Raw genomic sequence first — 24167 nt, 5'->3', positions numbered from 1 at the left:
CTCTAGGCCGCTTCCCGGTAGGCCGCCGCCTCCTCCAGGTCCAGCCTGCGCAGCAGGGTGCGGAGCATCTCGTCGTCGATGTAGCGGTGGTCGCGCAGCCTGACGAACACCTCGCGCTCGGCGCTGATCATCTCCCGGGACAGCCGCCGGTAGGTGTCGTCGACCGTCTCGCCGGTGACGGGGTTGACCTGGCCGAGCCGCTCCCAGACCGCGTTGCGGCGGCGCTCCAGGACTATGCGGAGGCGGTCGGCGAGCGGCGGCGGCAGGGCGTTGCGCTCGTCGGAGAGGAGCTCGTCGAGGCGCTGCTCGGCGGCCCGGGAGGCCTGCGCCTGCGCGTTGGCCTCGGCGAGCGTCTCGGCCTGCGCGTCACGGCTGGGGAACTTCAGCAGGCGGATCAGCGGGGGCAGTGTCAGGCCCTGCAGAACCAGCGTCCCGATGACCGTGGTGAAGGTCAGGAACAGGATCAGGTTGCGCTGCGGGAAGGGGTGGCCGCCGTGCATCGTGGGCGGGATGGAGAAGGCGATGGCCAGGGACACCACCCCGCGCATGCCGGCCCACGAGGTGACCATCGCACCCTTCCAGGTGGGGTTCGCCTCGCGCTCCCTGACCCGCGCCGACAGCATCCGTGGCAGGAAGGCCGCAGGATAGACCCAGACGAACCGGGCCACGACGACCACCAGGAAGACGGCCACCGCATACCAGATGGCCCGCATGCCCTCGTACTGGCCGAGGCCCTTGAGAACGACGGGCAGCTGCAGTCCGATGAGCGCGAAGACCGCCGACTCCAGGATGAAGGCGACCATCTTCCACACCGCCTCCTCCTGGAGCCGGGTGGCGAAGTCGACCTCCCACGCGCGGTGCCCCAGGTAGAGGGCGACGACCACGACCGCGAGGACGCCGGAGGCGTGCAACTGCTCGGCGACGCCGTACGCGACGAACGGGATCAGCAGGGAGAGCGTGTTCTGGAGCAGCGGCTCCTTCAGGTGCGTGCGCAGCCAGTGGATGGGGGCCATCAGCACCAGACCGACCCCGACGCCGCCGACCGCCGCGATCAGGAACTCGCGGATCCCCCCGGCCCAGCCGGCGGCCTCGCCGACGGCGGCGGCCAGGGCCACCTTGTAGGCGGTGATCGCGGTGGCGTCGTTCAGCAGGGACTCGCCCTGGAGGATCGTCGTGATGCGGGAGGGCAGCCCCACCCGGCGCGCGACCGCCGTCGCCGCCACCGCGTCCGGCGGCGCGACCACCGCGCCCAGCACCAGCGCCGCGGTCAGCGGCATTCCCGGGACGATCTGATAGACGGCCCAGCCGACCACGAAGGTCGCGAAGAGCACGTACCCGACCGACAGCAGCGCCACCGGACGCAGCTGTGCGCGCAGGTCCAGGTACGAGCTGTCGGTGGCCGAGGTGTACAGGAGCGGGGGCAGCAGGAGCGGGAGTACGACCTCGGGGTCGAGGGTGTAGTCGGGCACCCCGGGCAGGTACGAGACGGCCAGGCCGACCGCGACCAGTAGCAGCGGCGCCGGCACCGGGGTGCGCCGGGCCGCGGCTGCGACCGCCGCACTGCCCGCCACCAGCAACAGCAGCGGCATCACGTCCATGTCCTCGCCCGCCCTCTTTTTTCGCGCGGCCACCCGCACGCCCGTCGTAACCTGGCAATCATGAAACAGTGCACGCATGCCGACGCGCTGCCGCACCCCGACCCGGAGCCGCAGAACGAGACCTGTCCGGAGTGTCTCGCGAGCGGTACGCACCCGGTGCAGCTGCGGTTGTGCCTGAGCTGTGGCCACGTCGGCTGCTGCGACTCCTCACCGGGGAGACACGCGACGCAGCACCACGAGCAGTCCGGTCACCCCGTGATGCGGACCTTCGAGCCCGGGGAGAACTGGCGGTGGTGCTTCGTCGACCACGTACTCGTGTGACCCTGGATCCGGACGGTTCGACGGTCTGACGTCTGGGTACGTCAACCCGGCGCGCGCTCTTCCCATTTGGGCCCGCGGACCCTCTAGACACGGAGCGTATCCACAGCTTTACTGTGAGTGACGCCAGGGGGTCGGGGTCCCGGGGACAGAAAAGTTCGGAGCGCGATAGCGTCACCGCTGAACCACGTAGTGCGTTACCCCGAGGGGCGACCCTCGGCCCCGAAAAGCTTGTACCACCATGGAGGTGAGGGTGTCCCAGATCGCAGGCGAGCCCGCGACCCAGGACTTCGTGGAAGTCCGGCTGCCGGCTGCGGGTGCCTACCTGTCGGTGCTGCGGACGGCCACGGCCGGTCTCGCCGCCCGCTTGGACTTCACCCTGGACGAGATCGAGGACCTGCGCATCGCCGTGGACGAGGCCTGCGCGATCCTGCTCCAGCAGGCCGTGCCCGGCTCGGTGCTCAGCTGTGTCTTCCGGCTCGTCGACGACTCGCTGGAGGTCACGGTGTCGGCCCCGACGACGGACGGTCACGCACCCTCGCGGGACACCTTCGCCTGGACCGTGCTGTCGGCCCTGGCGGGCAAGGTCTCCTCGGCCGTCGACGAGGACAAGACCGTGTCGATCAGCCTCTACAAACAGCGCGGCGCGGGACCCGGGCCGGCGTGAGGAACGGGGACGGGCCGGTGCGGGACGAAGAGCGCGGCACACGGGAGCTGCCGGTCGAGGGCGCAGGCTCTGCGGACGGATCTCGACGCATGACTGACGGCATCGACGGCATCCCCGAGCAGGCCAGGCCGCATCCGGAGGACGACTCCGCTGAGGCCGGCTTCGAAGGTGCCGTGCAGAGCGCGTCTCCGGCAGGGCGGAACGGGGGCGTGTCCCCGATCCATGGGGGTGCCCCCGCTCGGGCGAAGCCGAGAGTGGGGGAGGAGGCGAGGGCTCGGGGAAGGGCGACGGGCGGGACGATGAGCGAGCACGAACGGGACGACGAGCCGGGCGCGCAGGGTGTACCGGGTCTGCAGGGTGCGCATCACGACCCGCAGGACCGCAGCGGAGCGCGCGCGATGTTCGTCGAACTGCGCAAGCTGAAGGAGGGCAGCCCCGAGTACGCGGATCTGCGCAACCGGCTGGTCCGCATGCACCTGCCGCTCGTCGAGCACCTCGCTCGCCGGTTCCGCAACCGCGGTGAGCCGCTGGACGACCTCACCCAGGTCGCCACCATCGGTCTGATCAAGTCGGTGGACCGCTTCGACCCGGATCGCGGCGTGGAGTTCTCCACGTACGCCACCCCGACGGTCGTCGGCGAGATCAAGCGGCACTTCCGGGACAAGGGCTGGGCGGTCCGCGTCCCGCGCCGTCTCCAGGAGCTGCGCCTGGCGCTGACCACGGCCACGGCCGAGCTCTCCCAGCAGCACGGACGCTCCCCCACGGTCCACGAACTCGCCGAGAAGCTCGCCATCTCGGAGGAGGAGGTCCTGGAGGGCCTGGAGTCGGCCAACGCCTACTCCACCCTCTCCCTGGACGTCCCCGACACCGACGACGAGTCCCCGGCAGTCGCCGACACCCTCGGCGCGGAGGACGAGGCCCTGGAGGGCGTGGAGTACCGCGAGTCCCTCAAGCCGCTCCTGGAGGACCTCCCGCCCCGCGAGAAGCGAATCCTTCTGCTCCGCTTCTTCGGCAACATGACCCAGTCCCAGATCGCCCAGGAGGTGGGCATCTCCCAGATGCACGTCTCCCGCCTACTGGCCCGAACCCTGGCCCAACTCCGGGAAAAGCTGCTGGTGGAGGAGTAACGGCCGACGGGCCGCGGGGGCACCCGCCGGTAACACCGGGCACTGGAGGACGCGGCGACGACAAGGTGACGCGAGCTGCACACCCAACGCCGGCTCGCCCCGTCGCCACCCGCCGCCAACCCCTTCGGGGGCACCCACGCCGACCTGCCCGGTGCCCGGCGGAGGGGCTCCCTGGCTTCGCCCCGATCACCGGGAACCTCCCCGGGCGACCAGGCAGCGCTCGCCTCGCCGAACACGCTCACTCGCGGCACCGGCCCCGACGGGAAACCCCCGTCGGCCGCCGGCCAGGGCTACCCCTTCGGCTCCTCCGAGCGCCCCGGCCCCCGGATTCCCAGGGCCTGGGTCGTCGCCGGGTTCACCAGGAGGACCAGGGACGCCACCGCGACCACGGCCAGGGCGATGCCCGCCGGGATGGCCATGCTGTCGGCCTGCAGGAGGCTGTAGGCCACGGGCAGGGCCATGATCTGGGTGATCACGGCGGGGCCGCGGCTCCAGCTGCGCCGCAGCAAAAGGCCGCGCGCGGCGAGCAGCGGAAGCAGGGCGAGGACGATCAGCGTGACGCCCCCGGTCACCGCCTGCTGCCGGTCGTCCGGATCGCCGGTGACACCGAGCACGAGCATCCACACGCCCCCGATCAGCAGCGCGGCGCCTTCCAGCGCGGCCAGCGCCGCCGCGTACGTCAGGCGTCGCGGGCGGGGGCCGTCGGCTTCCGTGGTGTCCGTGGAGGGGGTCTGCTCGCTGCTCACCCCAGAAGGGTAGCCCTCGCCCCACGGCCCCAGGTGTCCAGGCTCACGGCCCTCTCTCTTACCTGATCCCTACCTCGGTCTGGGCCCAGTACCACCCAGTAGGTACGCTGCAACCCATGCGTGCACTTCTCGTGGTCAATCCGGCGGCAACCACCACAAGCGCACGTAGGCGTGACGTGCTCATCCACGCCCTGGCGAGCGAGATGAAGCTGGAGGCGGTCACCACCGAGTACCGCGGCCACGCACGCGACCTCGGCCGCCAGGCCGCCGAGAGTGACGACATAGACCTGGTGGTAGCCCTCGGCGGCGACGGCACCGTCAACGAGGTCGTCAACGGCCTCCTCCACGACGGCCCCGATCCCGAGCGCCTCCCCGGCCTCGCCGTGGTCCCCGGCGGCTCCACCAATGTCTTCGCCCGTGCCCTGGGCCTGCCCAACGACCCCGTGGAGGCCACCGGCGCCCTGCTGGACGCGCTGCGCGAGGAACGGGAGCGCGTCGTCGGCCTGGGACTCACGTCGGGCACTCCCGGCACGGATGACGAGGCCGTTCCGGCCCGCTGGTTCACCTTCAACGCCGGCCTCGGTTTCGACGCCGGCGTCGTCGGCCGCGTCGAGCAGCAGCGCGAGCGCGGCCGGAAGTCCACCCACGCGCTCTACGTGCGTCAGGTCGTCCGGCAGTTCCTCGGCGAGCAGCACCGGCGGCACGGCGCGATCACGCTCGAGCGGCCCGGCGCCGACCCGGTGACCGATCTCGTCGTGGCGATAGTCTCGAACACGTCTCCTTGGACCTATCTCGGCAATCGCCCTATGTACACGTCTCCTAAGGCCTCGTTCGATAAAGGCATCGACGTACTCGGTCTCAGCCGTCTGTCCACGGCCGCGGTTGCCCGGTATGGCACGCAGTTGCTCACTTCGTCCCCCGAGCGCGGCCCTCATGGCAGGCATGCCACCTCGCTGCACGACCTGGACCAGTTCACCTTGCATTCGAAGGTGCCACTGCCCCTCCAGATGGACGGAGACCACCTCGGGCTGCGTACGAGCGTGACGTTCACAGGCGTACGCCGCGCACTGCGTGTGATTGTGTGAGCGGAACAGGCAAAAGTCCTTTCACTCGAACGTTTAGGCCAGGATCCACCCCATGGAAGTACGGCTGTGACCCAGTCGACACCGAGGAATCAAAAAAAACTTTCCGGAAGGGGTTGTATCCGCCGCTGAGGTTTGCGAGTCTCTACGTGGCGATCGGGACGGCCCGCAACACCGGCCTCCACTGATCACCAGAACCCCTCTTCAAACCACAGGACCACGCCAGTGAACCTGGCAGTCGGCCCTTCACTTGTTGAGGGATTCGTGAAAGCGTTCACATTCACAAGCAACCAGCACGTAATACCAAGGAGAGGTAGCAGCCATGGACTGGCGTCACAACGCCGTTTGCCGCGAGGAAGACCCCGAGCTCTTCTTCCCCATCGGCAACACCGGTCCTGCGCTGCTGCAGATCGAGGAAGCCAAGGCCGTCTGCCGTCGCTGCCCCGTTATCGAGCAGTGCCTGCAGTGGGCGCTTGAGTCCGGCCAGGACTCCGGCGTCTGGGGTGGTCTCAGCGAGGACGAGCGCCGCGCCATGAAGCGCCGCGCCGCCCGCAACCGGGCCCGTCAGGCCTCCGCCTGACACACCCACCCCGCTCTGACAGCCTGAGCTTGGCGGCGCGTACAGCGAGTACGCATCTCCCGCCCCCGAGCCGCAGCGCGCAGTACCCCCGATGCGCTTAGTAGTAGAAGAGCAGCAGCGAGCACTGGCCTCGGACCTGACCAAAGGTCCGGGGCTCTTTGCTGTCCGGGGTGTTTACCGTCCCGGGCACAAGCACCATCGAAGCGACCTGGTACGGCATTTGGTCACTGCCGACGTGCCCAAGACCCGCATCCAGCCTTCGGGGGCGGAATTGTCCGGCACGGCTTTCCGCGCTCCCCCGTAACGCTCGACGAGAACCACCGCGACGAACGCGGTCGGCTGCGTGTGCAGCCAGATCCAGTCGCTCTCCTCGAACTCCCGAACTCCTCGACACCCACGGCCCAATACCCCCTACTTGCACCTCACTTGCGCCTTACTTATGCGCTCGTACCGGAATGTCCAGGATCACCCGTGTCCCCCGCCCCGGCGCCGGAACCATGTCGAACGTTCCGCCCAACTCGCCCTCGACCAGGGTTCGTACGATCTGCAGGCCCAGGTTGCCCGCGGTCTGCGGGTCGAACCCCTCGGGCAGGCCGACGCCGTCGTCCTGGACGGTGACGAGGAGTCGGGCCTCCTTGCTGGTGCCGCCGCGGACCGCCGAGACCTCTACCGTGCCGGTGTCGCCGTCCCGGAAGCCGTGTTCGAGGGCGTTCTGCAGGATTTCGGTCAGAACCATCGACAGCGGGGTCGCGACCTCGGCGTCGAGCACACCGAAGATGCCGCTGCGCCGGCCGGTGACCTTGCCGGGTGAGATCTCGGCGACCATCGCGAGCACCCGGTCGGCGATCTCGTCGAACTCCACGCGCTCGTCCAGGTTCTGGGACAGCGTCTCGTGCACGATCGCGATCGAGCCGACCCGCCGGACGGCCTCCTCCAACGCCTCCCGGCCCCGGTCGGACTCGATGCGCCGGGCCTGGAGGCGGAGCAGGGCGGCGACCGTCTGGAGGTTGTTCTTCACCCGGTGGTGGATCTCCCGGATGGTCGCGTCCTTGGTGATCAACTCCCGTTCGCGGCGGCGCAGTTCGGTGACGTCCCGGAGCAGCACCAGCGAACCGATGCGGGTGCCCTTGGGCTTGAGCGGGATCGCCCGGAACTGGATCACCCCGTCGTTCGCCTCGATCTCGAACTCCCGGGGCGCCCAGCCGCTGGCGACCTTGGCCAGCGCCTCGTCCACCGGACCCCGGGTCGGCGCGAGTTCGGCGGTGGTCGTGCCCAGGTGATGGCCGACGAGATCGGAGGCGAGGCCCATGCGGTGATAGGCGGACAGGGCGTTCGGCGAGGCGTACTGGACGATGCCGTCCGCGTCGACCCGGATCAGGCCGTCGCCGACGCGCGGCGAGGCGTCCATGTCGACCTGCTGATTGGGGAAGGGAAAGGACCCGGCCGCGATCATCTGCGCGAGGTCTGACGCGCTCTGGAGATAGGTCAGCTCCAGCCGGCTCGGGGTCCGGACGGTGAGCAGATTGGTGTTGCGGGCGATGACTCCGAGGACCCGCCCCTCCCGCCGTACGGGGATGGACTCGACCCGTACGGGGACCTCCTCGCGCCACTCCGGGTCGCCCTCGCGCACGATCCGGCCCTCGTCGAGCGCCGCGTCCAGCATGGGGCGGCGGCCTCGCGGGACGAGGTGGCCGACCATGTCGTCCTGGTAGGAGGTGGGGCCGGTGTTGGGCCGCATCTGGGCGACCGAGACGTACCGCGTGCCGTCGAGAGTGGGAACCCACAGGACCAGGTCGGCGAAGGACAGGTCGGAGAGCAGTTGCCACTCCGAGACCAGCAGGTGGAGCCACTCGAGATCGGAGTCGTCGAGGGCGGTGTGCTGGCGTACGAGTTCGTTCATGGAGGGCACGTGTGCGAGCGTACCCGGGCATTTGTGCACGGCCGAAAAACACCCGCGGGCCGCGGCGCCTGGGAGGGACCCTCAACCCTCCCGGCACCGCAGCCCGGAGCAGTATCGGCCGTGGGGTGTGCGGTCCCGGTCGGCCGAAGGATGAGGAACCGGGGCAGTCAGGGCAGAGAGCTCCGGATCCTCGGTCCGCCCTCCTGTGCGGGGAAGACGGAAGAGTGTGGCTGCGTCGCGGTCATACCGCACGCAGTCGCCCTACGCATTGTGGACTAGACCACGTTGTGTGTCCATGCGTTGGAGGCTGTTCACAGTTGACGGATTGCAGCCTAGCCCGCCCGGGTCAGCTGCGGGGCCAGATGGCCATGGCAATTTCGGCAACGGCCTCGAGTTCCTCACGGCTCGCGCCGTCGCGCGCCTGCTGGGACATGCCCTGGAAGACGGCGGCCGCATGGCGGGCGAGCGCGCCGGCGTCGGTCCCCTTCGGCAGCTCACCGGTCGCGACGTCGGCTTTTATGCGGCTCTCGAGGGCGGCCACGTTGGCGTTGCGCTGGCGCCGCAGTGTCTCCTCGACCTCGGGGGTCGTGCAGTTGGTGGCGGCATGGGTCACCAGGCACCCGTACGGATGGCCGGGGTCGGTGAACTCCACGGCCGCCTCGCGCAGCAGCCGCTCCACCGCGGCGCGAGCCGTCGCCTCCTCGTCCAGGGCACGGCGCGTGAACGAGCCGTAGGACCCGGCGTAGACCCGCACCACCTCCTCGAACAGGGAGCGCTTGTCCCCGAAGGCCGCATACAGGCTCGGAGCGCCGATGCCCATGATCCGGGTGAGGTCGGAGACGGAGGTCGCCTCGTAGCCGCGCTCCCAGAAGGCCATGACGGCCTTCTCCAGCGCCGTCTCGCGATCGAAGGAGCGGGGGCGGCCGCGCACCTTCGTAGCCGTCCCGGCCTGCGGTTTCGTCTCCTCGCTACGCACCATGGGGGTATTTTATAGCGGACCCTAGAGAAATGTCGGAGGGATGTTGTACGGTCTTTTCTGTAGCGACCACTAGAAAAATGTGGAGGGGCGCCGACATGGGTGTGTTCAGCGGCAGGACGGCACTTGTCACGGGGGCGAGCAGGGGAATCGGACGCGGCATCGCCGAGCGGTTGGGGCGGGACGGAGCCCGGGTCGCGGTGCACTACGGGCGCGACGAGCAGGCGGCCGAGAAGACAGTCGCCGCGATCGAGGAGGCGGGCGGCACGGCATGATCCTGCGGAGCACGGCGGGCTGTTCGGCCATCTCGCGGGCCATGATCCGGCCCGGGCGGTCGACGAGGGGGTCCGGAGTCGTGACGGTCATGGTGAGTCCTCCCGGGGCGCGCGGGGCACTGTGGATCGCTGCCGGATCGGTGTCGGAACGTCGACGGGTCCTATTTCACCCCTTGGAGAGGGGCGCCGTCCGTGCGAGGTGGGTGTTAGATTGGTCTAAACCACATAGACCTTCCAGCCCTCTCCAGAACGGCAGGCCCAGCGTGGAAGTTGTCATCGTTCCGGACGCCGCGGCGGGTGGCGAGCTGATCGCCGAGGCCATGGCCCAGTTGCTGCGGCGCAAGCCCGAAGCGCTGCTCGGCGTGGCCACCGGCTCGACCCCGCTGCCCATCTACCAGGCGCTGACGGCCAAGGTGCGGTCCGGTGCGGTGGACACCTCGCGGGCCCGGATCGCACAGCTCGACGAGTACGTGGGGCTGCCCGCGGAGCACCCGGAGTCCTACCGCTCGGTACTGCGGCGGGAGGTGCTGGAGCCGCTCGGGATCCAGATGGCCGCGTTCATGGGGCCGGACGGCACGGCCACTGACGTGCAGGCGGCGTGCGAGGCGTACGACAGGGCGCTCGCCGAGGCCGGCGGGGTGGACCTGCAACTGCTCGGGATCGGGACCGACGGGCACATCGGGTTCAACGAGCCGTGCTCCTCGCTCGCCTCGCGCACACGGATCAAGACGCTGACCGAGCAGACCCGGATCGACAACGCGCGCTTCTTCGACGGCGACATCGAGCAGGTGCCGCACCATGTCATCACCCAGGGCATAGGCACGATCCTGGAGGCTCGGCACCTGGTGCTGCTCGCCACCGGGGAGGGCAAGGCGGACGCGGTCGCCGCGACCGTGGAGGGACCGGTGGCCGCGGTCTGCCCGGCCTCCGCCCTTCAGCTGCACCCGCACGCGACCGTGGTCGTCGACGAGGCGGCCGCGTCCAAGCTGAAGCTGGCGGACTACTTCCGGCACACGTACGCCAACAAGCCGGACTGGCAGGGGATCTGACCTCTCGGGCATGCCGGAAGGCGCCGGACTCCCCCGCGGAGTCCGGCGCCTTCCGGTCATGTGGGCAGGGTGCCCAGCGGGGCTACGCGCCCGCGATGACCTCCGCCGCCGCGCGGCCGCAGACCCGGGCCGCTCCGTGCGTGGCGATGTGCAGGGCGCCGCGTGGCGGGGACTGGGGGACGCCCATCTCGACCACGATCGTGTCCGGGCGGGCCGCCAGGAGGGCGCCGAGGGCCGCGGCCATCCACGGGTGCCGGTGCTCGTCGCGGACGACGGCGACGATGCGGCGGTCGCCCGCCGCGACCAGCGCCGCGGATGCCGCGTCCTCCCCCGTGAAGCTCCCCGTCTCCGTGCCGGGCAGCAGGCGGCCCAGCTCCGCGGCGACGCCCCAGGGGGTCTCGTCACCGACGGCGATGTTCGTGACGGGGGTGAAGGCCGCGACGTAGGGGGCCGAGGCCGGGGGCGCGTACGAGTCGGTGCGGGTGACGGTGAGCGCGCGTCGGGCGGCGACGAGGCCGACGTCGGCCCGTGCGGTGCCGGTGGGCTCGTCGGTGGGGGCCGTCGCCGTCCAGTGCGCGAGAGCGCGTACCCGGTTCGCCGCGTCCGCGAGGCGTTCCTCGGGGAGTTCGCCGGAGCGGACCGCCGTGACGAGGGCGTCCCGCAGGCGCCGTACCGTCTCGTCGTCGGCGAGGCCGCCGCCCACGCAGATGGCGTCGGCGCCCGCGGCGATGGCGAGGATGCTGCCGCGTTCGATGCCGTAGGTGGCGGCGATGGCCTGCATCTCCATGCCGTCGGTGACGATCAGGCCGTCGTAGCCGAGCTCGCCGCGCAGCAGTTCGGTGAGCACCCGGTGGGACAGGGTCGCCGGGTGGTCCGGGTCCAGGGCCGGGACCAGGATGTGGGCGCTCATCACGGCCTGGGTGCCGGCCTCGATCGCGGCGCGGAAGGGGGCCAGTTCGCGGGAGGCCAGCAGCGTGGCGTCCGCGTCGATGCGGGGCAGCGCGTGGTGGGAGTCGACGGCCGTGTCGCCGTGGCCGGGGAAGTGCTTGGTGCAGGCCGCGACTCCGGCGGACTGCAGGCCGGTGACATAGGCCGCCGTGTGCCGGGCGACCAGGTCGGTGTCGGCGCCGAAGGAGCGTACGCCGATGACCGGGTTGGCCGGGTTGGAGTTCACGTCCGCGGACGGAGCCCAGTTGAGGTTGACCCCGCAGGCCGCGAGGCGGCGGCCGAGTTCGAGGGCCACCTCCCGGGTCAGCTCGACATCGTCGACCGCGCCCAGGGCGTGGTTGCCGGGGAAGGAGGAACCGGTCCGCACCTCCAGGCGGGTCACGTCTCCGCCCTCCTCGTCGATCGCGACCAGGACGTCGTCCCGTTCCGCCCGCAACTGGGCGGTCAGGGCGGACAGTTGCTCCGGCGAGGCGATGTTGCGGCCGAACAGGCCCACGGACGCCAGGCCTTCCCCGAGGCGGCGCAGCAGCCAGTCGGGGGCCGTGGTGCCGGGGAAGCCGGGCTGGAGGACGGTGAGGGCGTCGCGCGTCAGGCCGTCCTTCGAATTGGACGCAGTGGTACCGCTGGCGAATGTCGTCATCGAGTGGCGTTATCCCTTCACGGCGCCCGCGGTCAGGCCCGCGGCCATCTTGCGCTGGACGAGGAGGAAGAGGACGACGATCGGCACGGCCATCATCGTGGATCCGGCCATCATCGGGGCGTATTCGGTGCCGTGCTTGGTGGTGAAGTTGCCGAGCCACACGGTCGCGGTCTGGTGCTCCTGGCTGAGCAGCATCAGGGCGTACAGGTACTCGTTCCAGGCCTGGATGAAGCCGTAGACCGAGGTGGCGACCATGCCGGGGGCGAGAAGGGGGAAGACGACGCGGATGAAGGCGCCGGTGCGGGAGCAGCCGTCCACCATCGCGGCCTCCTCCAGCTCCCTGGGGATGTTGACGATGAATCCGCGCAGCGTCCACACCGTGAAGGGGAGGATGAAGGTCAGATAGGTGATGACCAGGCCGGAGAGCTTGTCGTACTGGTCCAGGTCGTTCAGCAGCAGGAAGACCGGGATGATCATGGCGACCAGCGGCACCATCTGCACCGCCAGGATGCCCACGATCACGATCTTGCGGCCGCGGAAGGCGAACCGGGAGATGGCGAGCGCGGCCAGCATGCCCACGACGATGCCGATCGCCACCACGGTCAGGGACACGATCAGGCTGCGGCCGACCGGGCCCCAGAAGTCGGCGATGTCCAGTGCCCGGCGGAAGTTGCCGAGCGTGAGGCCCGTGGGCAGCAGGCTCGGATCCGGGTCGATGGCGTCCTTCGCGGGTTTGAACGCCGTGTTGACCATCCAGTAGACGGGGAAGCCCGCGACGGCGAAGACGAGCAGACCGAGGAGGTTCCAGCCGAACCTCGGCCTCCGGCGTGCCTGGGCAGCGAGGGCACTCATTCGACCTCTCCGATCTTCAGCATCTGACGCATGTAGACGGCGACCACGGCGAGCAGCAGCACCACGGTGATCAGGGCGATCGCCGAGCCCTGCGCATAGTCGTTGACCACGAAGGCGCGGTCGTAGGAGTAGGTGGTGAGGAGCTGGAACTCGGCCTCCGGGTGGCCGTTGCGCATCACGAAGACCTGCGGGAAGACGCCCATGTCCCAGATGACCGACAGGGTCGTGAGCATCACGATGATCGGCTTGAGGATGGGCAGGGTGACATACCGGAAGACGCCCCAGGCGCCCGCGCCGTCCAGCCGGGCCGCCTCCTCCAGCTCCTTGGGGACCTGGGTGAGACCGGCGCTGAGCGTGATGACCACGAAGGGGACCGCTCCCCAGACCACCAGGAGCATGATCACGGCCAGCCCCTCGGGCCCGCTCGCGAACCAGTTGTGGCCGATCAGGTCGACTCCCGGGAGCTTGCTCAGCACGGCGTTGAGGACGCCGTAGTCGGCGTCGAAGAGCCACTTGAAGACCGTGGTGGCGACGATGACGGGCATGCCCCAGCTGGCCACCAGCGCGATGTTGACCAGGGTCTTCACCCAGCCGGAGACCCGCTGGAGCAGCAGGGCGACCAGCATGCCGAGGACCATGGTGAAGACGACCGAGCCGACCGCGAACACCACCGTGCGCACGACGACCTGCCAGAACTCGCCGTCGCCCAGCACCTTGGAGAAGTTGGCGAACCCGACCGACTCGGCCGGTTTGAAGCCCCACAGCTGGGACTGCCCGAACTCCTGGAAGGACAGGGTGACCAGCCGGACCAGCGGATACCCCATCACCAGGGCGAGGATCAGCAGACACGGCGCGAGCAGCAGCCAGGGGGTGGCCGCCCCGCCCGTCGTCCGCTTTCCGCGTGGCCGTTGCGGGACGTCCGGTGGCGGCGCCTGCCGCGGCGGCGGTACCTTGGCGGGGGTGGTCGTGTCTGCGGCACTCATCGCGCGCTCCTCAGCGGTCCCTCGGGTCGTACGAGAAGCAGGGCCCTGTCGGCGGACAGGGCCCCGCGCCCGGGGCCTGCGTTCCGGATCTTGCCGGGGTCGCGGGCCCTGGCACGCACCAGACCCCGCTCGGCTCGGCCTGAGAGCTCGGTCGGCCGGAGCCGGCCCGATCCGGAAGACAGGCCCCAGGTCACTTGGTGTTGATGACCTTGTCGATCGCAGCGTCCGCGTCCTTCGCGGCGGCCTCGACCGACTTCTTGCCGGTGCCGATGTTCTGCAGCATGGTCTGCAGGACCTGGGCCTTCTCGACCTGGCCCCAGCCGGGGGCCATCGGGACGAACCAGTTGGACTCGGCTGCGGTGGCCGGGACGACGGTCGCCGGGTCGTTCTTCAGGGTGGCGAGGTCCGTCTTGTTGTTGGGCAGGTTGCCCTTGGCCATCAGACCCTTCTGGCCCTCGGGACCGGTGAAGGCGTTGATCCACTCGGCGGCGACGCCCTGGGCCTTGGACTTCACCGGGACGGCGAGGTCGGAGCCGCCCAGGAAGACCGGCAGGTTCTTGCCGGACGGGCCGGGCATCACGAAGTTCTCGAGGTCGTCCTTGAGCTTGCCGGTCTTGTCGTTCTTCGGGTCGGCCGCGGTCGCGCCCTCCCACGCGGCACCGAAGATCAGGTCCGACTTGCCCTGGCCGTAGACGATGTAGCGGTCGGACTCGTCCTTGGTCTTGTCGCCGTGCATGTACTTGTCGAGGATGGTCTTGAACTCGTTGAGGCCCTTGAGGGATTCGGGCGAGGAGAGGTTCGCCTTCCACTGGCCGCCGGACTCGACGGCGATGGAGCCGCCGGCGTCGTAGACGAAGGACATGGCCGCGTACCAGTCACGGGTGGGCTGGTACCAGGCGTTGAACTTGGCGCCCTGCTTCTTCTGAATCTTGTCCAGGTCGGAGGTCAGCTCGGTGTAGGTCTTCGGGGGCGCCTTGATGCCGGAGGCGGCGGCGATGTCCTTGCGCCAGGTGCCGACCCGGCCGCCGGCGTAGTACGGCACGCCGTAGGTCTTGCCGTCGTACGTCACGGAGGCCTTGAGGCCGTCCAGCCAGGCGGAGGAGTTGCCGAACTGCGCGGGGTCGACGGGTGCGAAGGCGCCCTTGACCATGTAGCCCAGCATCTCGGTGTTGCCCATCTCGACGACGTCGGGGGCCTTGTCGGTGGCGAGGACGGCGTCCAGCTTGGTGTTCTTGTCCGGCCAGCCGTAGTACTCGTGCTTGATCTTGATGCCGGGGTGCTTCTTCTGCACGGCGGCGTCGGCCGCCTTGACCAGGTTGGGCCAGTTGTTCTGGGCGTCCACGGTGAGCCAGACGGTCAGCTCCTTGGCGTCCGACCCCTGTGCCTTGCCGTCGTCCTTCTTGTCACTGCCACACGCCGCGATGGAGACGACCATGCCCGCGATACCGATCGCGGCTATCAGCTTGCGCTTCACGCCACCCTCCTCAGGGATGCCACAAACCCCCCTGCCTCCCCGCGGCGAGCCGGGCCTGCTCGGCGGATCATGCCGGAGACGCCACACTTCGTACCGCCCATGGGGCCGGGACCTGGACCAATGGTGTAGACCAGTACCCGGAGCTTGGCCCAGACCAATAGGCCTGTCAAGGGTGTTCAAGCAGGCTCCGGGCGTCCGTGATGGGACCGAGATATGCAGGGACCTTTCATTCCGCAAGCGACAGATCGGACGGACCACTTCCGGTGGACCACTGAGACCGGAACTCCCGATGGACTAGACCAACGGGGGGCGCAAAGGTATACAGGGAGATCACGGAGCGTGCGGGTGGACCCCTGTCACACGAAGCCGTGCCACGATGTGAGCCGGGACCGATGGAATGTCGGTCGCTTCGGCATACGGAGCCGGGAAGGCAGAGCATGAGCACCGACGTCAGCAGTGCGGAGAACGAGGCTGGGGCGACCGTCCGTACCGCGCGTGTGCCCAAGTACTACCGCTTGAAGAAGCACCTGCTCGACATGACGGAGACGCTGCCGCCGGGCACGCCGGTCCCGCCGGAGCGCACGCTCGCGGCCGAATTCGACACCTCGCGCACCACTGTCCGCCAGGCCCTCCAGGAGCTGGTCGTCGAGGGCCGGCTGGAGCGCATCCAGGGCAAGGGCACCTTCGTCGCCAAGCCGAAGGTCTCCCAGGCGCTGCAACTCACCTCCTACACGGAGGACATGCGCGCCCAGGGGCTGGAGCCGACCTCGCAGCTGCTGGACATCGGCTACATCACCGCGGACGACCGGCTCGCCGAGCTGCTCGACATCACGGCCGGCGGGCGGGTGCTGCGCATCGAACGGCTGCGCATGGCCAACGGCGAGCCGATGGCCATCGAGACGACCCACCTCTCGGCGAAGCGCTTCCCGGCGCTGCGCAGATCGCTCGTCAAGTACACATCCCTCTACACCGCGCTCGCCGAGGTCTACGACGTGCACCTCGCGGAGGCCGAGGAGACCATCGAGACCTCCCTGGCCACCCCGCGCGAGGCGGGCCTGCTCGGCACCGACGTGGGCCTCCCGATGCTGATGCTCTCCCGCCACTCCCTGGACCGGGAGGGCAGGCCGGTGGAATGGGTGCGGTCGGTCTACCGCGGCGACCGCTACAAGTTCGTGGCCCGCCTCAAGCGGCCCGCGGAGTGATGGCCACAGGGCTCGAACGACCTCATATTCGAGCCACTTGAGGCAGCGCGGGCGGTGTAGCGCACCCACTGCTCCTGCTCAGCGTTCATGTGCGCCGCCCGGCGCTCTCCACCCTGAGGGAGGCGCACCACCCGGAGGCGGAGGTGCCGTCCCGGAGTGCGTTCGAACGGATGCGTACGGACCGTCAGGAGTCGGACCCCCGGCAGGAAATCCGCTGCGGCTGAGGCGGCTTCTGCACAGAATCGACATGCCGATATGAGGATGAGGTCTTCCACTTGTGTGACGGCGTCGCCTAGATTGCCTGCGCATTACACATGTGATCGATGGTGATCAGTGGTGCTCAGCGAGGGGACGGAGTCGCAAGATGTCGGATGCCTCGGATGTGACCGGAGCGGCGGTGGTGACGCCCTTGCGCGTCGTCATCGCCCTGTGTCTGATCGCGCCCTTCGTGGCGATGCTGTGGGTCGGCTCCTATGCCAAGACGGACCCCGCGTTCATCGGGATCCCGTTCTTCTACTGGTACCAGATGCTGTGGGTGGTCATCTCCACCGCGCTCACGATGACCGCGTACCAGCTGTGGCAGCGTGACCAGCGCGCCCGCGCGGCGGCCCGGCGGAGCGGGGGTGCGTCGAAGTGAAGGACGGCGTGAACGGTGTCGCGCTCGGCGTCTTCGTCCTCTTCTTCCTGGCCGTCACGGTCATGGGCTTCCTGGCCGCGCGCTGGCGCAAGGCCGAGAACGAGCACAGCCTCGACGAATGGGGCCTGGGCGGACGCTCCTTCGGCACCTGGATCACCTGGTTCCTGCTCGGCGGCGACCTGTACACGGCGTACACCTTCGTCGCCGTACCGGCGGCGATCTACGCGGCGGGCGCGGCCGGCTTCTTCGCCGTGCCGTACACCATCCTCGTCTACCCGCTGATCTTCACGTTCCTCCCGCGCCTGTGGTCGGTGTCCCACCGGCACGGCTATGTGACGACCTCGGACTTCGTGCGCGGCCGCTTCGGCTCGAAGGGTCTGTCACTGGCGGTGGCGGTCACCGGAATCCTGGCGACGATGCCGTACATCGCGCTCCAACTGGTCGGCATCCAGGCCGTCCTCGACGTGATGGGCGTCGGCGGCGGCGAGAGCACCAACTGGTTCGTGAAGGACCTGCCGCTGCTGATCGCCTTCGGTGTGCTGGCCGCGTACACCTACTCCTCGGGCCTGCGGGCGCCCGCCCTGATCGCGTTCGTGAAAGACACGCTGATCTACATCGTCATCGCGGTGGCGATCATCTACATCCCGATCAAGCTGGGCGGCTTCGACGAGATCTTCACGAAGGCGGGCGAGGCGTACAGCCAGGTCAACCCGGCGACCGGCAAGCCGCGCGGCGCCCTCACCCCACCCGAGGCCGGCCAGTGGACGTACGCCACGCTGGCACTGGGCTCCGCGCTCGCGCTCTTCATGTACCCGCACTCGATCACCGCGACGCTCTCCTCGAAGAGCCGTGAGGTGATCCGCCGCAACACCACGATCCTGCCGCTGTACTCCCTCATGCTCGGCCTGCTTGCCCTGCTGGGCTTCATGGCGATCGCGGCGGGCGTCAAGGTGCAGAACGGCCAGCTGGCCATCCCGCAGCTGTTCGAGAACATGTTCCCGGACTGGTTCGCGGGCGTGGCCTTCGCGGCGATCGGCATCGGCGCCCTCGTCCCCGCGGCCATCATGTCCATCGCGGCCGCGAACCTGTTCACCCGCAACATCTACAAGGACTTCATCAAGCCGGACGCCACGGCCGCGCAGGAGACCAAGGTCTCCAAGCTGGTCTCCCTGCTGGTGAAGGTGGGCGCGCTGGTCTTCGTCCTGACGATGGACAAGACGGTCGCCATCAATTTCCAGCTGCTCGGCGGCATATGGATCCTGCAGACCTTCCCGGCCCTGGTCGGCGGCCTGTTCACCCGCTGGTTCCACCGCTGGGCGCTGCTCGCGGGCTGGGCGGTCGGCATGGTGTACGGCACCGTCGCCGCGTACGGCGTCGCCTCGCCGACGCAGCAGCACTTCGGCGGCTCGGCCAAGGAGATCCCGGGCATCGGGGAAATCGGCTACATCGGCCTCACCGCCTTCGTGCTCAATGTGGCCGTCACGGTGGTGCTGACCTTCGCCCTGAAGGCGCTGAAGGCCCCGGAGGGCGTCGACGAGACCAGCCCGGAGGACTACACGGCGGACGCCGGCGACCCGGGCGTCGAGGTGGAACTGCCGCCGGCGACCGCGGGCGCCGGCCACTGAGGACGCGGACGAGGACGGGCCGTCGGAGAAATTCCGGCGGCCCTTTGTCGTACCCGTCCTGCACACTCGGTCCCATGGACATCGAGATCAGGCGGACGGCTCCGGACGAGTACGGCACCCTGGGCGAGATCACCGCCCAGGCCTATCTCCAGGACGGCCTCCTCGACTTCGGGGAAAGCGACGGGTACCTCCGCGAGCTCAGGGACGTGGCCAAGCGCGCGGCCGCCGCGGAGGTGCTGGCCGCCGTGGCGGACGGCGAAGTGCTCGGCGGCGTCACCTTCGTGCCGGCAGGCGGGCCCATGGCCGACATCGCCCGTGCCGGAGAGGCCGAGATACGGATGCTCGCGGTCGCCCACGCGGCGCGCTGCCGCGGCGTCGGGGAAGCCCTGGTGCGCGCCTGCGTCGATCGCGCACGGGCCACGCCGGGCTGCGAACGGATCGTGCTGTCCACCCAGCACTCCATGCAGGCCGCCCATCGCATCTACGAACGCATGGGCTTCGTCCGCACACCCGAGCGGGACTGGAATCCCCTCCCCCACCTCGACGACATCACTCTCGTCACCTACGAGTTGACGCTCTGATACCGCCACGACACAACATCTGGGGGTGACACGGCAGCCCGGCACTAGATGTATGCTCATGCTCGCTGTCGCCGCAGGGGAATCCGGTGCGAATCCGGAACTGTCCCGCAACGGTGTACTTGCGCGTATCCGCCCACGGGCGAAGCGCGCTCGCGTCAGTCCGAGGACCTGCCGACAGTGCGCCCTGGCCACCCGGTCCGGGTGCCCCGACGTCCGGGCCTCGTGGAGTGGGCCGGTGGACGCGACGCCGCGTGCGCTCGTGTGCTGCCCCCTGCCCCGCGTCAGGCCCCCGTGCCGAGCCAGGGAGAGCCCCACGTGACCATCGCGCCAGCCGAACCGGCGTCAGCGACAGGCCTGGAGACCGACGGTCCCGGTACCGCGCTGCTGCGGACCCTGACCGAGCTGACCGCCGATCTGCCCGACGCCGACCCCGGCCGGGTCGCCGCCGCAGCGCTGCGCGGCCGCTCCGCCCGGGCGGACGAGACGGAGCTGCGCGAGCTGGCCACGGAGGCGGCCGCCGGCCTCATCTCCGAGGACCCGGCCTACTCCCGGCTGGCCGCCCGGCTGCTGACCCTCTCCATCCGCGCCGAGGCCGCCTCGCAGGGCGTGACGTCCTTCACCGGGTCCGTCGCCGTGGGGCACCGCGAGGGGCTGATCGCCGACCGCACCGCCGCGTTCGTGCGGCTGCACGCCGAGCGGCTCGACGCGCTGGTGGACGCGGCCGGCGACGACCGCTTCGGCTACTTCGGCCTGCGCACCCTGCACAGCCGCTACCTGCTGCGCCACCCCATCACCCGCAAGGTCGTCGAGACGCCCCAGCACTTCATGCTGCGGGTCGCCGCGGGTCTGGCCGAGGACGACACCTCCCGCTCCGTCGACGAAGTCGCCGCGCTCTACGGGCTCATGAGCCGGCTCGACTACCTGCCCTCCTCCCCCACGCTCTTCAACTCCGGCACGCGGCACCCCCAGATGTCGTCCTGCTACCTCCTCGACTCCCCGCTGGACGAGCTGGACTCCATCTACGACCGCTACCACCAGGTGGCACGCCTCTCGAAGCACGCCGGCGGCATCGGGCTGTCGTACTCCCGCATCCGCAGCCGCGGTTCGCTGATCCGCGGCACCAACGGGCACTCCAACGGCATCGTCCCGTTCCTGAAGACCCTCGACGCCTCCGTCGCCGCCGTGAACCAGGGCGGCCGGCGCAAGGGCGCGGCCGCGGTCTACCTGGAGACCTGGCACTCCGACATCGAGGAGTTCCTGGAGCTGCGCGACAACACCGGTGAGGACGCCCGCCGTACGCACAACCTCAACCTCGCGCACTGGATCCCGGACGAGTTCATGCGCCGGGTCAACGCCGACGAGCAGTGGTCGCTGTTCTCCCCGTCGGACGTGCCGGAGCTGGTCGACCTGTGGGGCGCGGAGTTCGACGCCGCGTACCACAAGGCGGAGGCGGACGGGCTCGCGAAGAAGACCGTCCCCGCCCGTGACCTCTACGGCCGCATGATGCGCACCCTGGCGCAGACCGGCAACGGCTGGATGACCTTCAAGGACGCCGCCAACCGCACCGCCAACCAGACGGCCGAGCCGGGCCACGTCGTCCACTCCTCCAACCTCTGCACGGAGATCCTGGAGGTCACGGACGACGGCGAGACGGCGGTCTGCAACCTGGGCTCGGTCAACCTCGGCGCCTTCGTGAGCAACGGGGACATCGACTGGCAGCGGCTGGACGAGACCGTCCGCACGGCCGTCACCTTCCTCGACCGTGTCGTCGACATCAACTTCTACCCGACCGAGCAGGCCGGCCGGTCCAACGCCAAGTGGCGTCCCGTCGGCCTCGGCGCGATGGGTCTGCAGGACGTCTTCTTCAAGCTGCGGCTGCCGTTCGACTCGGCCGGTGCGCGCGCCCTGTCCACCCGCATCGCCGAGCGCATCATGCTCGCCGCGTACGAGGCCTCCGCCGACCTCGCCGAGCGCAACGGCGCGCTGCCGGCCTGGGAGAAGACCCGGACCGCCCGGGGTGTCCTGCACCCCGACCACTACGACGCCGAGCTGACCTGGCCCGAGCGCTGGGCGGCCCTGCGCGAGCGGATCGCCGCGGTCGGCATGCGCAACTCGCTGCTGCTGGCGATCGCCCCGACCGCCACCATCGCCTCCATCGCGGGCGTGTACGAGTGCATCGAGCCGCAGGTCTCCAACCTGTTCAAGCGCGAGACACTGTCCGGCGAGTTCCTGCAGGTCAACTCCTACCTGGTGCGGGACCTCAAGGAGCTGGGCGTCTGGGACGCGCGCACCCGTGAGGCGCTGCGCGACTCCAACGGCTCGGTGCAGGACTTCGCGTGGATCCCGGCCGACGTGCGGGCGCTGTACCGCACGGCGTGGGAGATCCCGCAGCGCGGCCTGATCGACATGGCCGCGGCTCGCACCCCGTTCCTGGACCAGTCGCAGTCCCTGAACCTGTTCCTGGAGACGCCGACGATCGGCAAGCTCTCCTCGATGTACGCGTACGCCTGGAAGCAGGGCCTGAAGACGACGTACTACCTGCGCTCCCGCCCGGCGACCCGCATCGCCCGCGCCGCCCGGGCGCAGACCCAGACCCCCATCCCCGTGCAGCAGGCCGCCGACCCCGATGCCGTCGCCTGCTCCCTTGAGAACCCCGAGTCCTGCGAGGCCTGCCAGTAATGTCCAGCCGTAACACCAACCTGCTCGACCCGGGCTTCGAGCTGACTCTGCGCCCGATGCGCTACCCGGACTTCTACGAGCGCTACCGGGACGCCATCAAGAACACCTGGACCGTGGAGGAGGTCGACCTCCACTCGGACGTCGCCGACCTCGCGAAGCTGACCCCGGGTGAGCAGCATCTGATCGGGCGTCTGGTCGCGTTCTTCGCGACGGGCGACTCGATCGTGGCCAACAACCTGGTGCTGACCCTCTACAAGCACATCAACTCCCCCGAGGCGCGGCTCTATCTGAGCCGGCAGCTCTTCGAGGAGGCGGTGCACGTCCAGTTCTATCTGACGCTGCTGGACACCTACCTCCCCGACCCGGAGGACCGTGCCGCCGCCTTCGCGGCCGTGGAGAACATCCCGTCCATCCGCGAGAAGGCCGAGTTCTGCTTCAAGTGGATGGACTCGGTGGAGAAGCTGGAGCGCCTGGAGACGAAGGCCGACCGCCGGCGCTTCCTGCTCAACCTCATCTGCTTCGCCGCGTGCATCGAGGGCCTGTTCTTCTACGGCGCCTTCGCCTACGTCTACTGGCTCCGCAGCCGGGGTCTGCTGCACGGTCTGGCCACCGGCACCAACTGGGTGTTCCGCGACGAGACCATGCACATGTCCTTCGCCTTCGAGGTGGTGGACACCGTCCGCAAGGAGGAGCCGGACCTCTTCGACGACCGGCTTCAGCAGCAGGTCACCGACATGCTGGGGGAGGCCGTCACGGCCGAGCTGCAGTTCGCGCGCGACCTGTGCGGTGACGGCCTCCCGGGCATGAACACCGAGTCGATGCGGCAGTACCTGGAGTGCGTCGCCGACCAGCGGCTGAGCCGCCTCGGCTTCGCTCCGGTGTACGGCTCCGAGAACCCCTTCTCCTTCATGGAGCTTCAGGGGGTTCAGGAGCTGACCAACTTCTTCGAGCGGCGTCCGTCGGCGTACCAGGTGGCGGTGGAGGGCACCGTCGACCTGGACGAGGACTTCTGATCCCGTCCTGCCTTCCCGACCTCCTGGGCCTCCCTGAGCTGTCGGTCGATGCGCCGGTCGCGCACGATGCCGATCAGTGAGGGGAGGGCCAGGAGGACCAGGATCCCGAGGGCGACGGTCATTCCGATCAGGGCTTCTGTCTGCGCTGTAGTCATGTCACCACTGTCGCGCCGAATGCTCCTTACAAACAGTGGCAGGACTGCCGCACACCCTCGAATTACTGCCACTTCCGAGGCACACTGGACGCATGCTGAGGAACGTGGCCACCGTCCTGCTCGACGGTGTGCATCCCTTCGAGCTCGGCGTCGTCTGCGAGGTGTTCGGCCTCGACCGCAGCGACGAGGGGCTGCCGGTGTACGACTTCGCCGTGGTCTCGGCGGAGGGTCCGGCGCTGGGTACCCATGTCGGCGGACTCACCGTCTCCACGCCGTACGGCCTCGACCGGCTGGAGGAGGCCGATCTGATCGCCGTACCGGCCTCGGACGCGAACGTCGGGCGTGACTATCCGCCCGAGCTGCTCGCCGCCCTGCGCCGGGCCGTGGACCGGGGCGCCCGCGTGCTCAGCGTGTGCTCCGGCGTCTTCGTGCTGGGCGCCGCCGGGCTGCTGGACGGGCGGCGCTGTGCCGCGCACTGGCGGCACGCGGACGCGCTCGCCCGGCGCTTCCCGCGCACCCGCGTCGAACCGGACGTCCTGTACGTCGACGAGGACCCGGTGATCACCTCCGCCGGCACCGCGGCCGGGATCGACGCCTGTCTGCACATCGTGCGCAAGGAACAGGGGCCGGAGGTCGCCAACAAGATCGCCCGGCGGATGGTGGTGCCGCCGCACCGGGACGGCGGACAGGCGCAGTACATCGAACGTCCGCTGCCCCGGGACTCGTGCGACACGGTGGGCGAGGTACTGGTGTGGATGGAGCAGCACCTCGACGAGGAGGTGACCGTCGAGCAGCTGGCCGCCCGCGCCCTCATGGCACCGCGCACCTTCGCGCGCCGCTTCCAGCAGGAGACGGGCACCACGCCCTACCGCTGGATCCTGCGCCAACGCGTACTGCGGGCACAGGAGTTGCTGGAGGGCACGGACGAGACGGTGGACGCCGTCGCCGCGCGGACCGGGTTCGGCACCGCGGCGGCGCTGCGCCACCAGTTCGTGCGGGCCCTGGGGACCACCCCGAACGCCTACCGGCGCGCGTTCCGGGGCCCGCAGGCCGCCTGAGC

General features: G+C 69.6%; 22 protein-coding genes, 1 pseudogene and 1 riboswitch. Of the genes and pseudogenes, 15 read left to right on the top strand and 8 right to left on the bottom strand.

Translation table 11 applies throughout. The annotated features are described in order from the left end of the window. Nucleotides 1-2: 2 nt before the first annotated feature. On the bottom strand, nucleotides 3-1598 hold the full coding sequence (locus tag Q8A52_RS02765) for a Na+/H+ antiporter (protein WP_316748369.1): 1596 nt from the start codon (nucleotides 1596-1598) through the stop codon (nucleotides 3-5). Between the two features lie 60 nt (nucleotides 1599-1658). On the opposite strand from Q8A52_RS02765, the gene Q8A52_RS02760 reads away from it, so the two are divergent. The 3 genes from Q8A52_RS02760 (at nucleotide 1659) to Q8A52_RS02750 (ending at nucleotide 3710) form a co-directional block, all read left to right on the top strand. Beyond that, nucleotides 1659-1919, top strand: coding sequence for a UBP-type zinc finger domain-containing protein (locus Q8A52_RS02760; protein ID WP_316748368.1), 261 nt, complete (start codon nucleotides 1659-1661; stop codon nucleotides 1917-1919). A 250-nt stretch (nucleotides 1920-2169) separates the two neighbouring features. Then, nucleotides 2170-2583, top strand: coding sequence for an ATP-binding protein (locus tag Q8A52_RS02755; RefSeq protein ID WP_004925829.1), 414 nt, complete (start codon nucleotides 2170-2172; stop codon nucleotides 2581-2583). Next, a complete protein-coding gene (locus Q8A52_RS02750; RefSeq protein WP_316748358.1) occupies nucleotides 2580-3710 on the top strand; it encodes an RNA polymerase sigma factor SigF in 1131 nt (376 codons plus the stop codon). Before Q8A52_RS02755 ends, Q8A52_RS02750 begins: the two co-directional genes overlap by 4 nt. 290 nt (nucleotides 3711-4000) lie before the next feature. Here the strand turns inward: Q8A52_RS02750 and Q8A52_RS02745 are convergent, their stop codons facing one another. Then, nucleotides 4001-4456, bottom strand: a complete 456-nt coding sequence (locus Q8A52_RS02745; protein WP_316748355.1) for a hypothetical protein — start codon at nucleotides 4454-4456, stop codon at nucleotides 4001-4003. 116 nt (nucleotides 4457-4572) lie between these two features. Between Q8A52_RS02745 and Q8A52_RS02740 the strand changes: the two genes are divergently transcribed. Continuing rightward, complete coding sequence (locus tag Q8A52_RS02740; protein ID WP_316748353.1) at nucleotides 4573-5541, top strand: diacylglycerol/lipid kinase family protein; 969 nt, start codon at nucleotides 4573-4575, stop codon at nucleotides 5539-5541. Between the two features lie 319 nt (nucleotides 5542-5860). After that, complete coding sequence (locus Q8A52_RS02735; protein ID WP_003992873.1) at nucleotides 5861-6118, top strand: WhiB family transcriptional regulator; 258 nt, start codon at nucleotides 5861-5863, stop codon at nucleotides 6116-6118. Nucleotides 6119-6551: 433 nt separating this feature from the next. Here the strand turns inward: Q8A52_RS02735 and Q8A52_RS02730 are convergent, their stop codons facing one another. Beyond that, nucleotides 6552-8018: a sensor histidine kinase gene (locus Q8A52_RS02730; RefSeq protein ID WP_316748753.1), complete on the bottom strand. Its 1467-nt coding sequence runs from the start codon at nucleotides 8016-8018 to the stop codon at nucleotides 6552-6554. Nucleotides 8019-8364: 346 nt separating this feature from the next. Beyond that, the gene (locus Q8A52_RS02725; protein ID WP_316748351.1) at nucleotides 8365-8997 is read right to left on the bottom strand and encodes a TetR/AcrR family transcriptional regulator; all 633 of its coding nucleotides are present in this window, start codon (nucleotides 8995-8997) and stop codon (nucleotides 8365-8367) included. Between the two features lie 95 nt (nucleotides 8998-9092). Between Q8A52_RS02725 and Q8A52_RS02720 the strand changes: the two are divergent. After that, nucleotides 9093-9266, top strand: a pseudogene (locus Q8A52_RS02720) (SDR family NAD(P)-dependent oxidoreductase); the annotation flags it as partial. A 266-nt stretch (nucleotides 9267-9532) separates the two neighbouring features. Next, the gene (gene nagB, locus Q8A52_RS02715) at nucleotides 9533-10318 is read left to right on the top strand and encodes a glucosamine-6-phosphate deaminase (protein ID WP_316748349.1); all 786 of its coding nucleotides are present in this window, start codon (nucleotides 9533-9535) and stop codon (nucleotides 10316-10318) included. Between the two features lie 82 nt (nucleotides 10319-10400). On the opposite strand, the gene Q8A52_RS02710 is transcribed toward nagB, so the two are convergent. The 4 genes from Q8A52_RS02710 to Q8A52_RS02695 all read right to left on the bottom strand — a co-directional run bounded on the left by Q8A52_RS02710 (nucleotide 10401) and on the right by Q8A52_RS02695 (nucleotide 15215). Then, nucleotides 10401-11906, bottom strand: a complete 1506-nt coding sequence (locus tag Q8A52_RS02710) for a glycoside hydrolase family 3 protein (RefSeq protein ID WP_316748347.1) — start codon at nucleotides 11904-11906, stop codon at nucleotides 10401-10403. Nucleotides 11907-11915: 9 nt separating this feature from the next. Continuing rightward, on the bottom strand, nucleotides 11916-12758 hold the full coding sequence (locus Q8A52_RS02705) for a carbohydrate ABC transporter permease (protein ID WP_316748345.1): 843 nt from the start codon (nucleotides 12756-12758) through the stop codon (nucleotides 11916-11918). Then, nucleotides 12755-13741, bottom strand: coding sequence for a carbohydrate ABC transporter permease (locus Q8A52_RS02700; protein ID WP_316748343.1), 987 nt, complete (start codon nucleotides 13739-13741; stop codon nucleotides 12755-12757). The genes Q8A52_RS02705 and Q8A52_RS02700 overlap by 4 nt, the downstream gene beginning before the upstream one ends. Before the next feature lie 190 nt (nucleotides 13742-13931). Further along, nucleotides 13932-15215 (bottom strand): extracellular solute-binding protein, encoded by a 1284-nt coding sequence (locus tag Q8A52_RS02695; RefSeq protein WP_316748341.1) that lies wholly within the window; start codon nucleotides 15213-15215, stop codon nucleotides 13932-13934. A gap of 437 nt (nucleotides 15216-15652) precedes the next feature. Here Q8A52_RS02695 and Q8A52_RS02690 point away from each other — a divergent pair, with 437 nt between their 5' ends. The 8 genes from Q8A52_RS02690 (at nucleotide 15653) to Q8A52_RS02655 (ending at nucleotide 24165) form a co-directional block, all read left to right on the top strand. Next, nucleotides 15653-16417, top strand: a complete 765-nt coding sequence (locus Q8A52_RS02690; RefSeq protein WP_316748339.1) for a GntR family transcriptional regulator — start codon at nucleotides 15653-15655, stop codon at nucleotides 16415-16417. A gap of 89 nt (nucleotides 16418-16506) precedes the next feature. After that, nucleotides 16507-16641, top strand: coding sequence for a CstA-like transporter-associated (seleno)protein (locus Q8A52_RS02685; protein WP_316748337.1), 135 nt, complete (start codon nucleotides 16507-16509; stop codon nucleotides 16639-16641). 140 nt (nucleotides 16642-16781) lie between these two features. Continuing rightward, nucleotides 16782-17054: a DUF3311 domain-containing protein gene (locus tag Q8A52_RS02680; protein ID WP_316748335.1), complete on the top strand. Its 273-nt coding sequence runs from the start codon at nucleotides 16782-16784 to the stop codon at nucleotides 17052-17054. Next, on the top strand, nucleotides 17051-18679 hold the full coding sequence (gene mctP, locus Q8A52_RS02675; RefSeq protein ID WP_316748334.1) for a monocarboxylate uptake permease MctP: 1629 nt from the start codon (nucleotides 17051-17053) through the stop codon (nucleotides 18677-18679). Before Q8A52_RS02680 ends, mctP begins: the two co-directional genes overlap by 4 nt. 74 nt (nucleotides 18680-18753) lie before the next feature. Continuing rightward, complete coding sequence (locus tag Q8A52_RS02670) at nucleotides 18754-19260, top strand: GNAT family N-acetyltransferase (RefSeq protein ID WP_316748332.1); 507 nt, start codon at nucleotides 18754-18756, stop codon at nucleotides 19258-19260. A 52-nt stretch (nucleotides 19261-19312) separates the two neighbouring features. After that, a riboswitch (cobalamin riboswitch) is annotated at nucleotides 19313-19450 on the top strand. 125 nt (nucleotides 19451-19575) lie between these two features. Continuing rightward, nucleotides 19576-21939, top strand: coding sequence for a ribonucleoside-diphosphate reductase subunit alpha (locus Q8A52_RS02665; protein WP_316748330.1), 2364 nt, complete (start codon nucleotides 19576-19578; stop codon nucleotides 21937-21939). Beyond that, on the top strand, nucleotides 21939-22952 hold the full coding sequence (locus tag Q8A52_RS02660; protein ID WP_316748328.1) for a ribonucleotide-diphosphate reductase subunit beta: 1014 nt from the start codon (nucleotides 21939-21941) through the stop codon (nucleotides 22950-22952). The genes Q8A52_RS02665 and Q8A52_RS02660 overlap by 1 nt, the downstream gene beginning before the upstream one ends. Nucleotides 22953-23199: 247 nt before the next feature. Next, nucleotides 23200-24165 (top strand): helix-turn-helix domain-containing protein, encoded by a 966-nt coding sequence (locus Q8A52_RS02655; protein WP_316748327.1) that lies wholly within the window; start codon nucleotides 23200-23202, stop codon nucleotides 24163-24165. Nucleotides 24166-24167 lie beyond the last annotated feature (2 nt).

Source organism: Streptomyces herbicida (genome assembly GCF_032656585.1).
Classification (GTDB): domain Bacteria; phylum Actinomycetota; class Actinomycetes; order Streptomycetales; family Streptomycetaceae; genus Streptomyces; species Streptomyces herbicida.
This window is presented reverse-complemented; position numbering and strand designations above follow the sequence as displayed.

Excerpts from the sequence above, each read along its gene's own strand:
- Q8A52_RS02680 (WP_316748335.1), top strand. The coding sequence starts at position 16,782 with ATGTCGGATGCCTCGGATGTGACCGGAGCGGCGGTGGTGACGCCCTTG.
- Q8A52_RS02725 (WP_316748351.1), bottom strand. The coding sequence starts at position 8,997 with ATGGTGCGTAGCGAGGAGACGAAACCGCAGGCCGGGACGGCTACGAAG.
- Q8A52_RS02655 (WP_316748327.1), top strand. The coding sequence starts at position 23,200 with ATGCTGAGGAACGTGGCCACCGTCCTGCTCGACGGTGTGCATCCCTTC.
- Q8A52_RS02740 (WP_316748353.1), top strand. The coding sequence starts at position 4,573 with ATGCGTGCACTTCTCGTGGTCAATCCGGCGGCAACCACCACAAGCGCA.
- Q8A52_RS02705 (WP_316748345.1), bottom strand. The coding sequence starts at position 12,758 with ATGAGTGCCCTCGCTGCCCAGGCACGCCGGAGGCCGAGGTTCGGCTGG.
- Q8A52_RS02660 (WP_316748328.1), top strand. The coding sequence starts at position 21,939 with ATGTCCAGCCGTAACACCAACCTGCTCGACCCGGGCTTCGAGCTGACT.
- Q8A52_RS02710 (WP_316748347.1), bottom strand. The coding sequence starts at position 11,906 with ATGACGACATTCGCCAGCGGTACCACTGCGTCCAATTCGAAGGACGGC.
- Q8A52_RS02735 (WP_003992873.1), top strand. The coding sequence starts at position 5,861 with ATGGACTGGCGTCACAACGCCGTTTGCCGCGAGGAAGACCCCGAGCTC.
- Q8A52_RS02765 (WP_316748369.1), bottom strand. The coding sequence starts at position 1,598 with ATGGACGTGATGCCGCTGCTGTTGCTGGTGGCGGGCAGTGCGGCGGTC.
- Q8A52_RS02760 (WP_316748368.1), top strand. The coding sequence starts at position 1,659 with ATGAAACAGTGCACGCATGCCGACGCGCTGCCGCACCCCGACCCGGAG.
- Q8A52_RS02700 (WP_316748343.1), bottom strand. The coding sequence starts at position 13,741 with ATGAGTGCCGCAGACACGACCACCCCCGCCAAGGTACCGCCGCCGCGG.
- Q8A52_RS02690 (WP_316748339.1), top strand. The coding sequence starts at position 15,653 with ATGAGCACCGACGTCAGCAGTGCGGAGAACGAGGCTGGGGCGACCGTC.
- Q8A52_RS02670 (WP_316748332.1), top strand. The coding sequence starts at position 18,754 with ATGGACATCGAGATCAGGCGGACGGCTCCGGACGAGTACGGCACCCTG.
- Q8A52_RS02730 (WP_316748753.1), bottom strand. The coding sequence starts at position 8,018 with ATGAACGAACTCGTACGCCAGCACACCGCCCTCGACGACTCCGATCTC.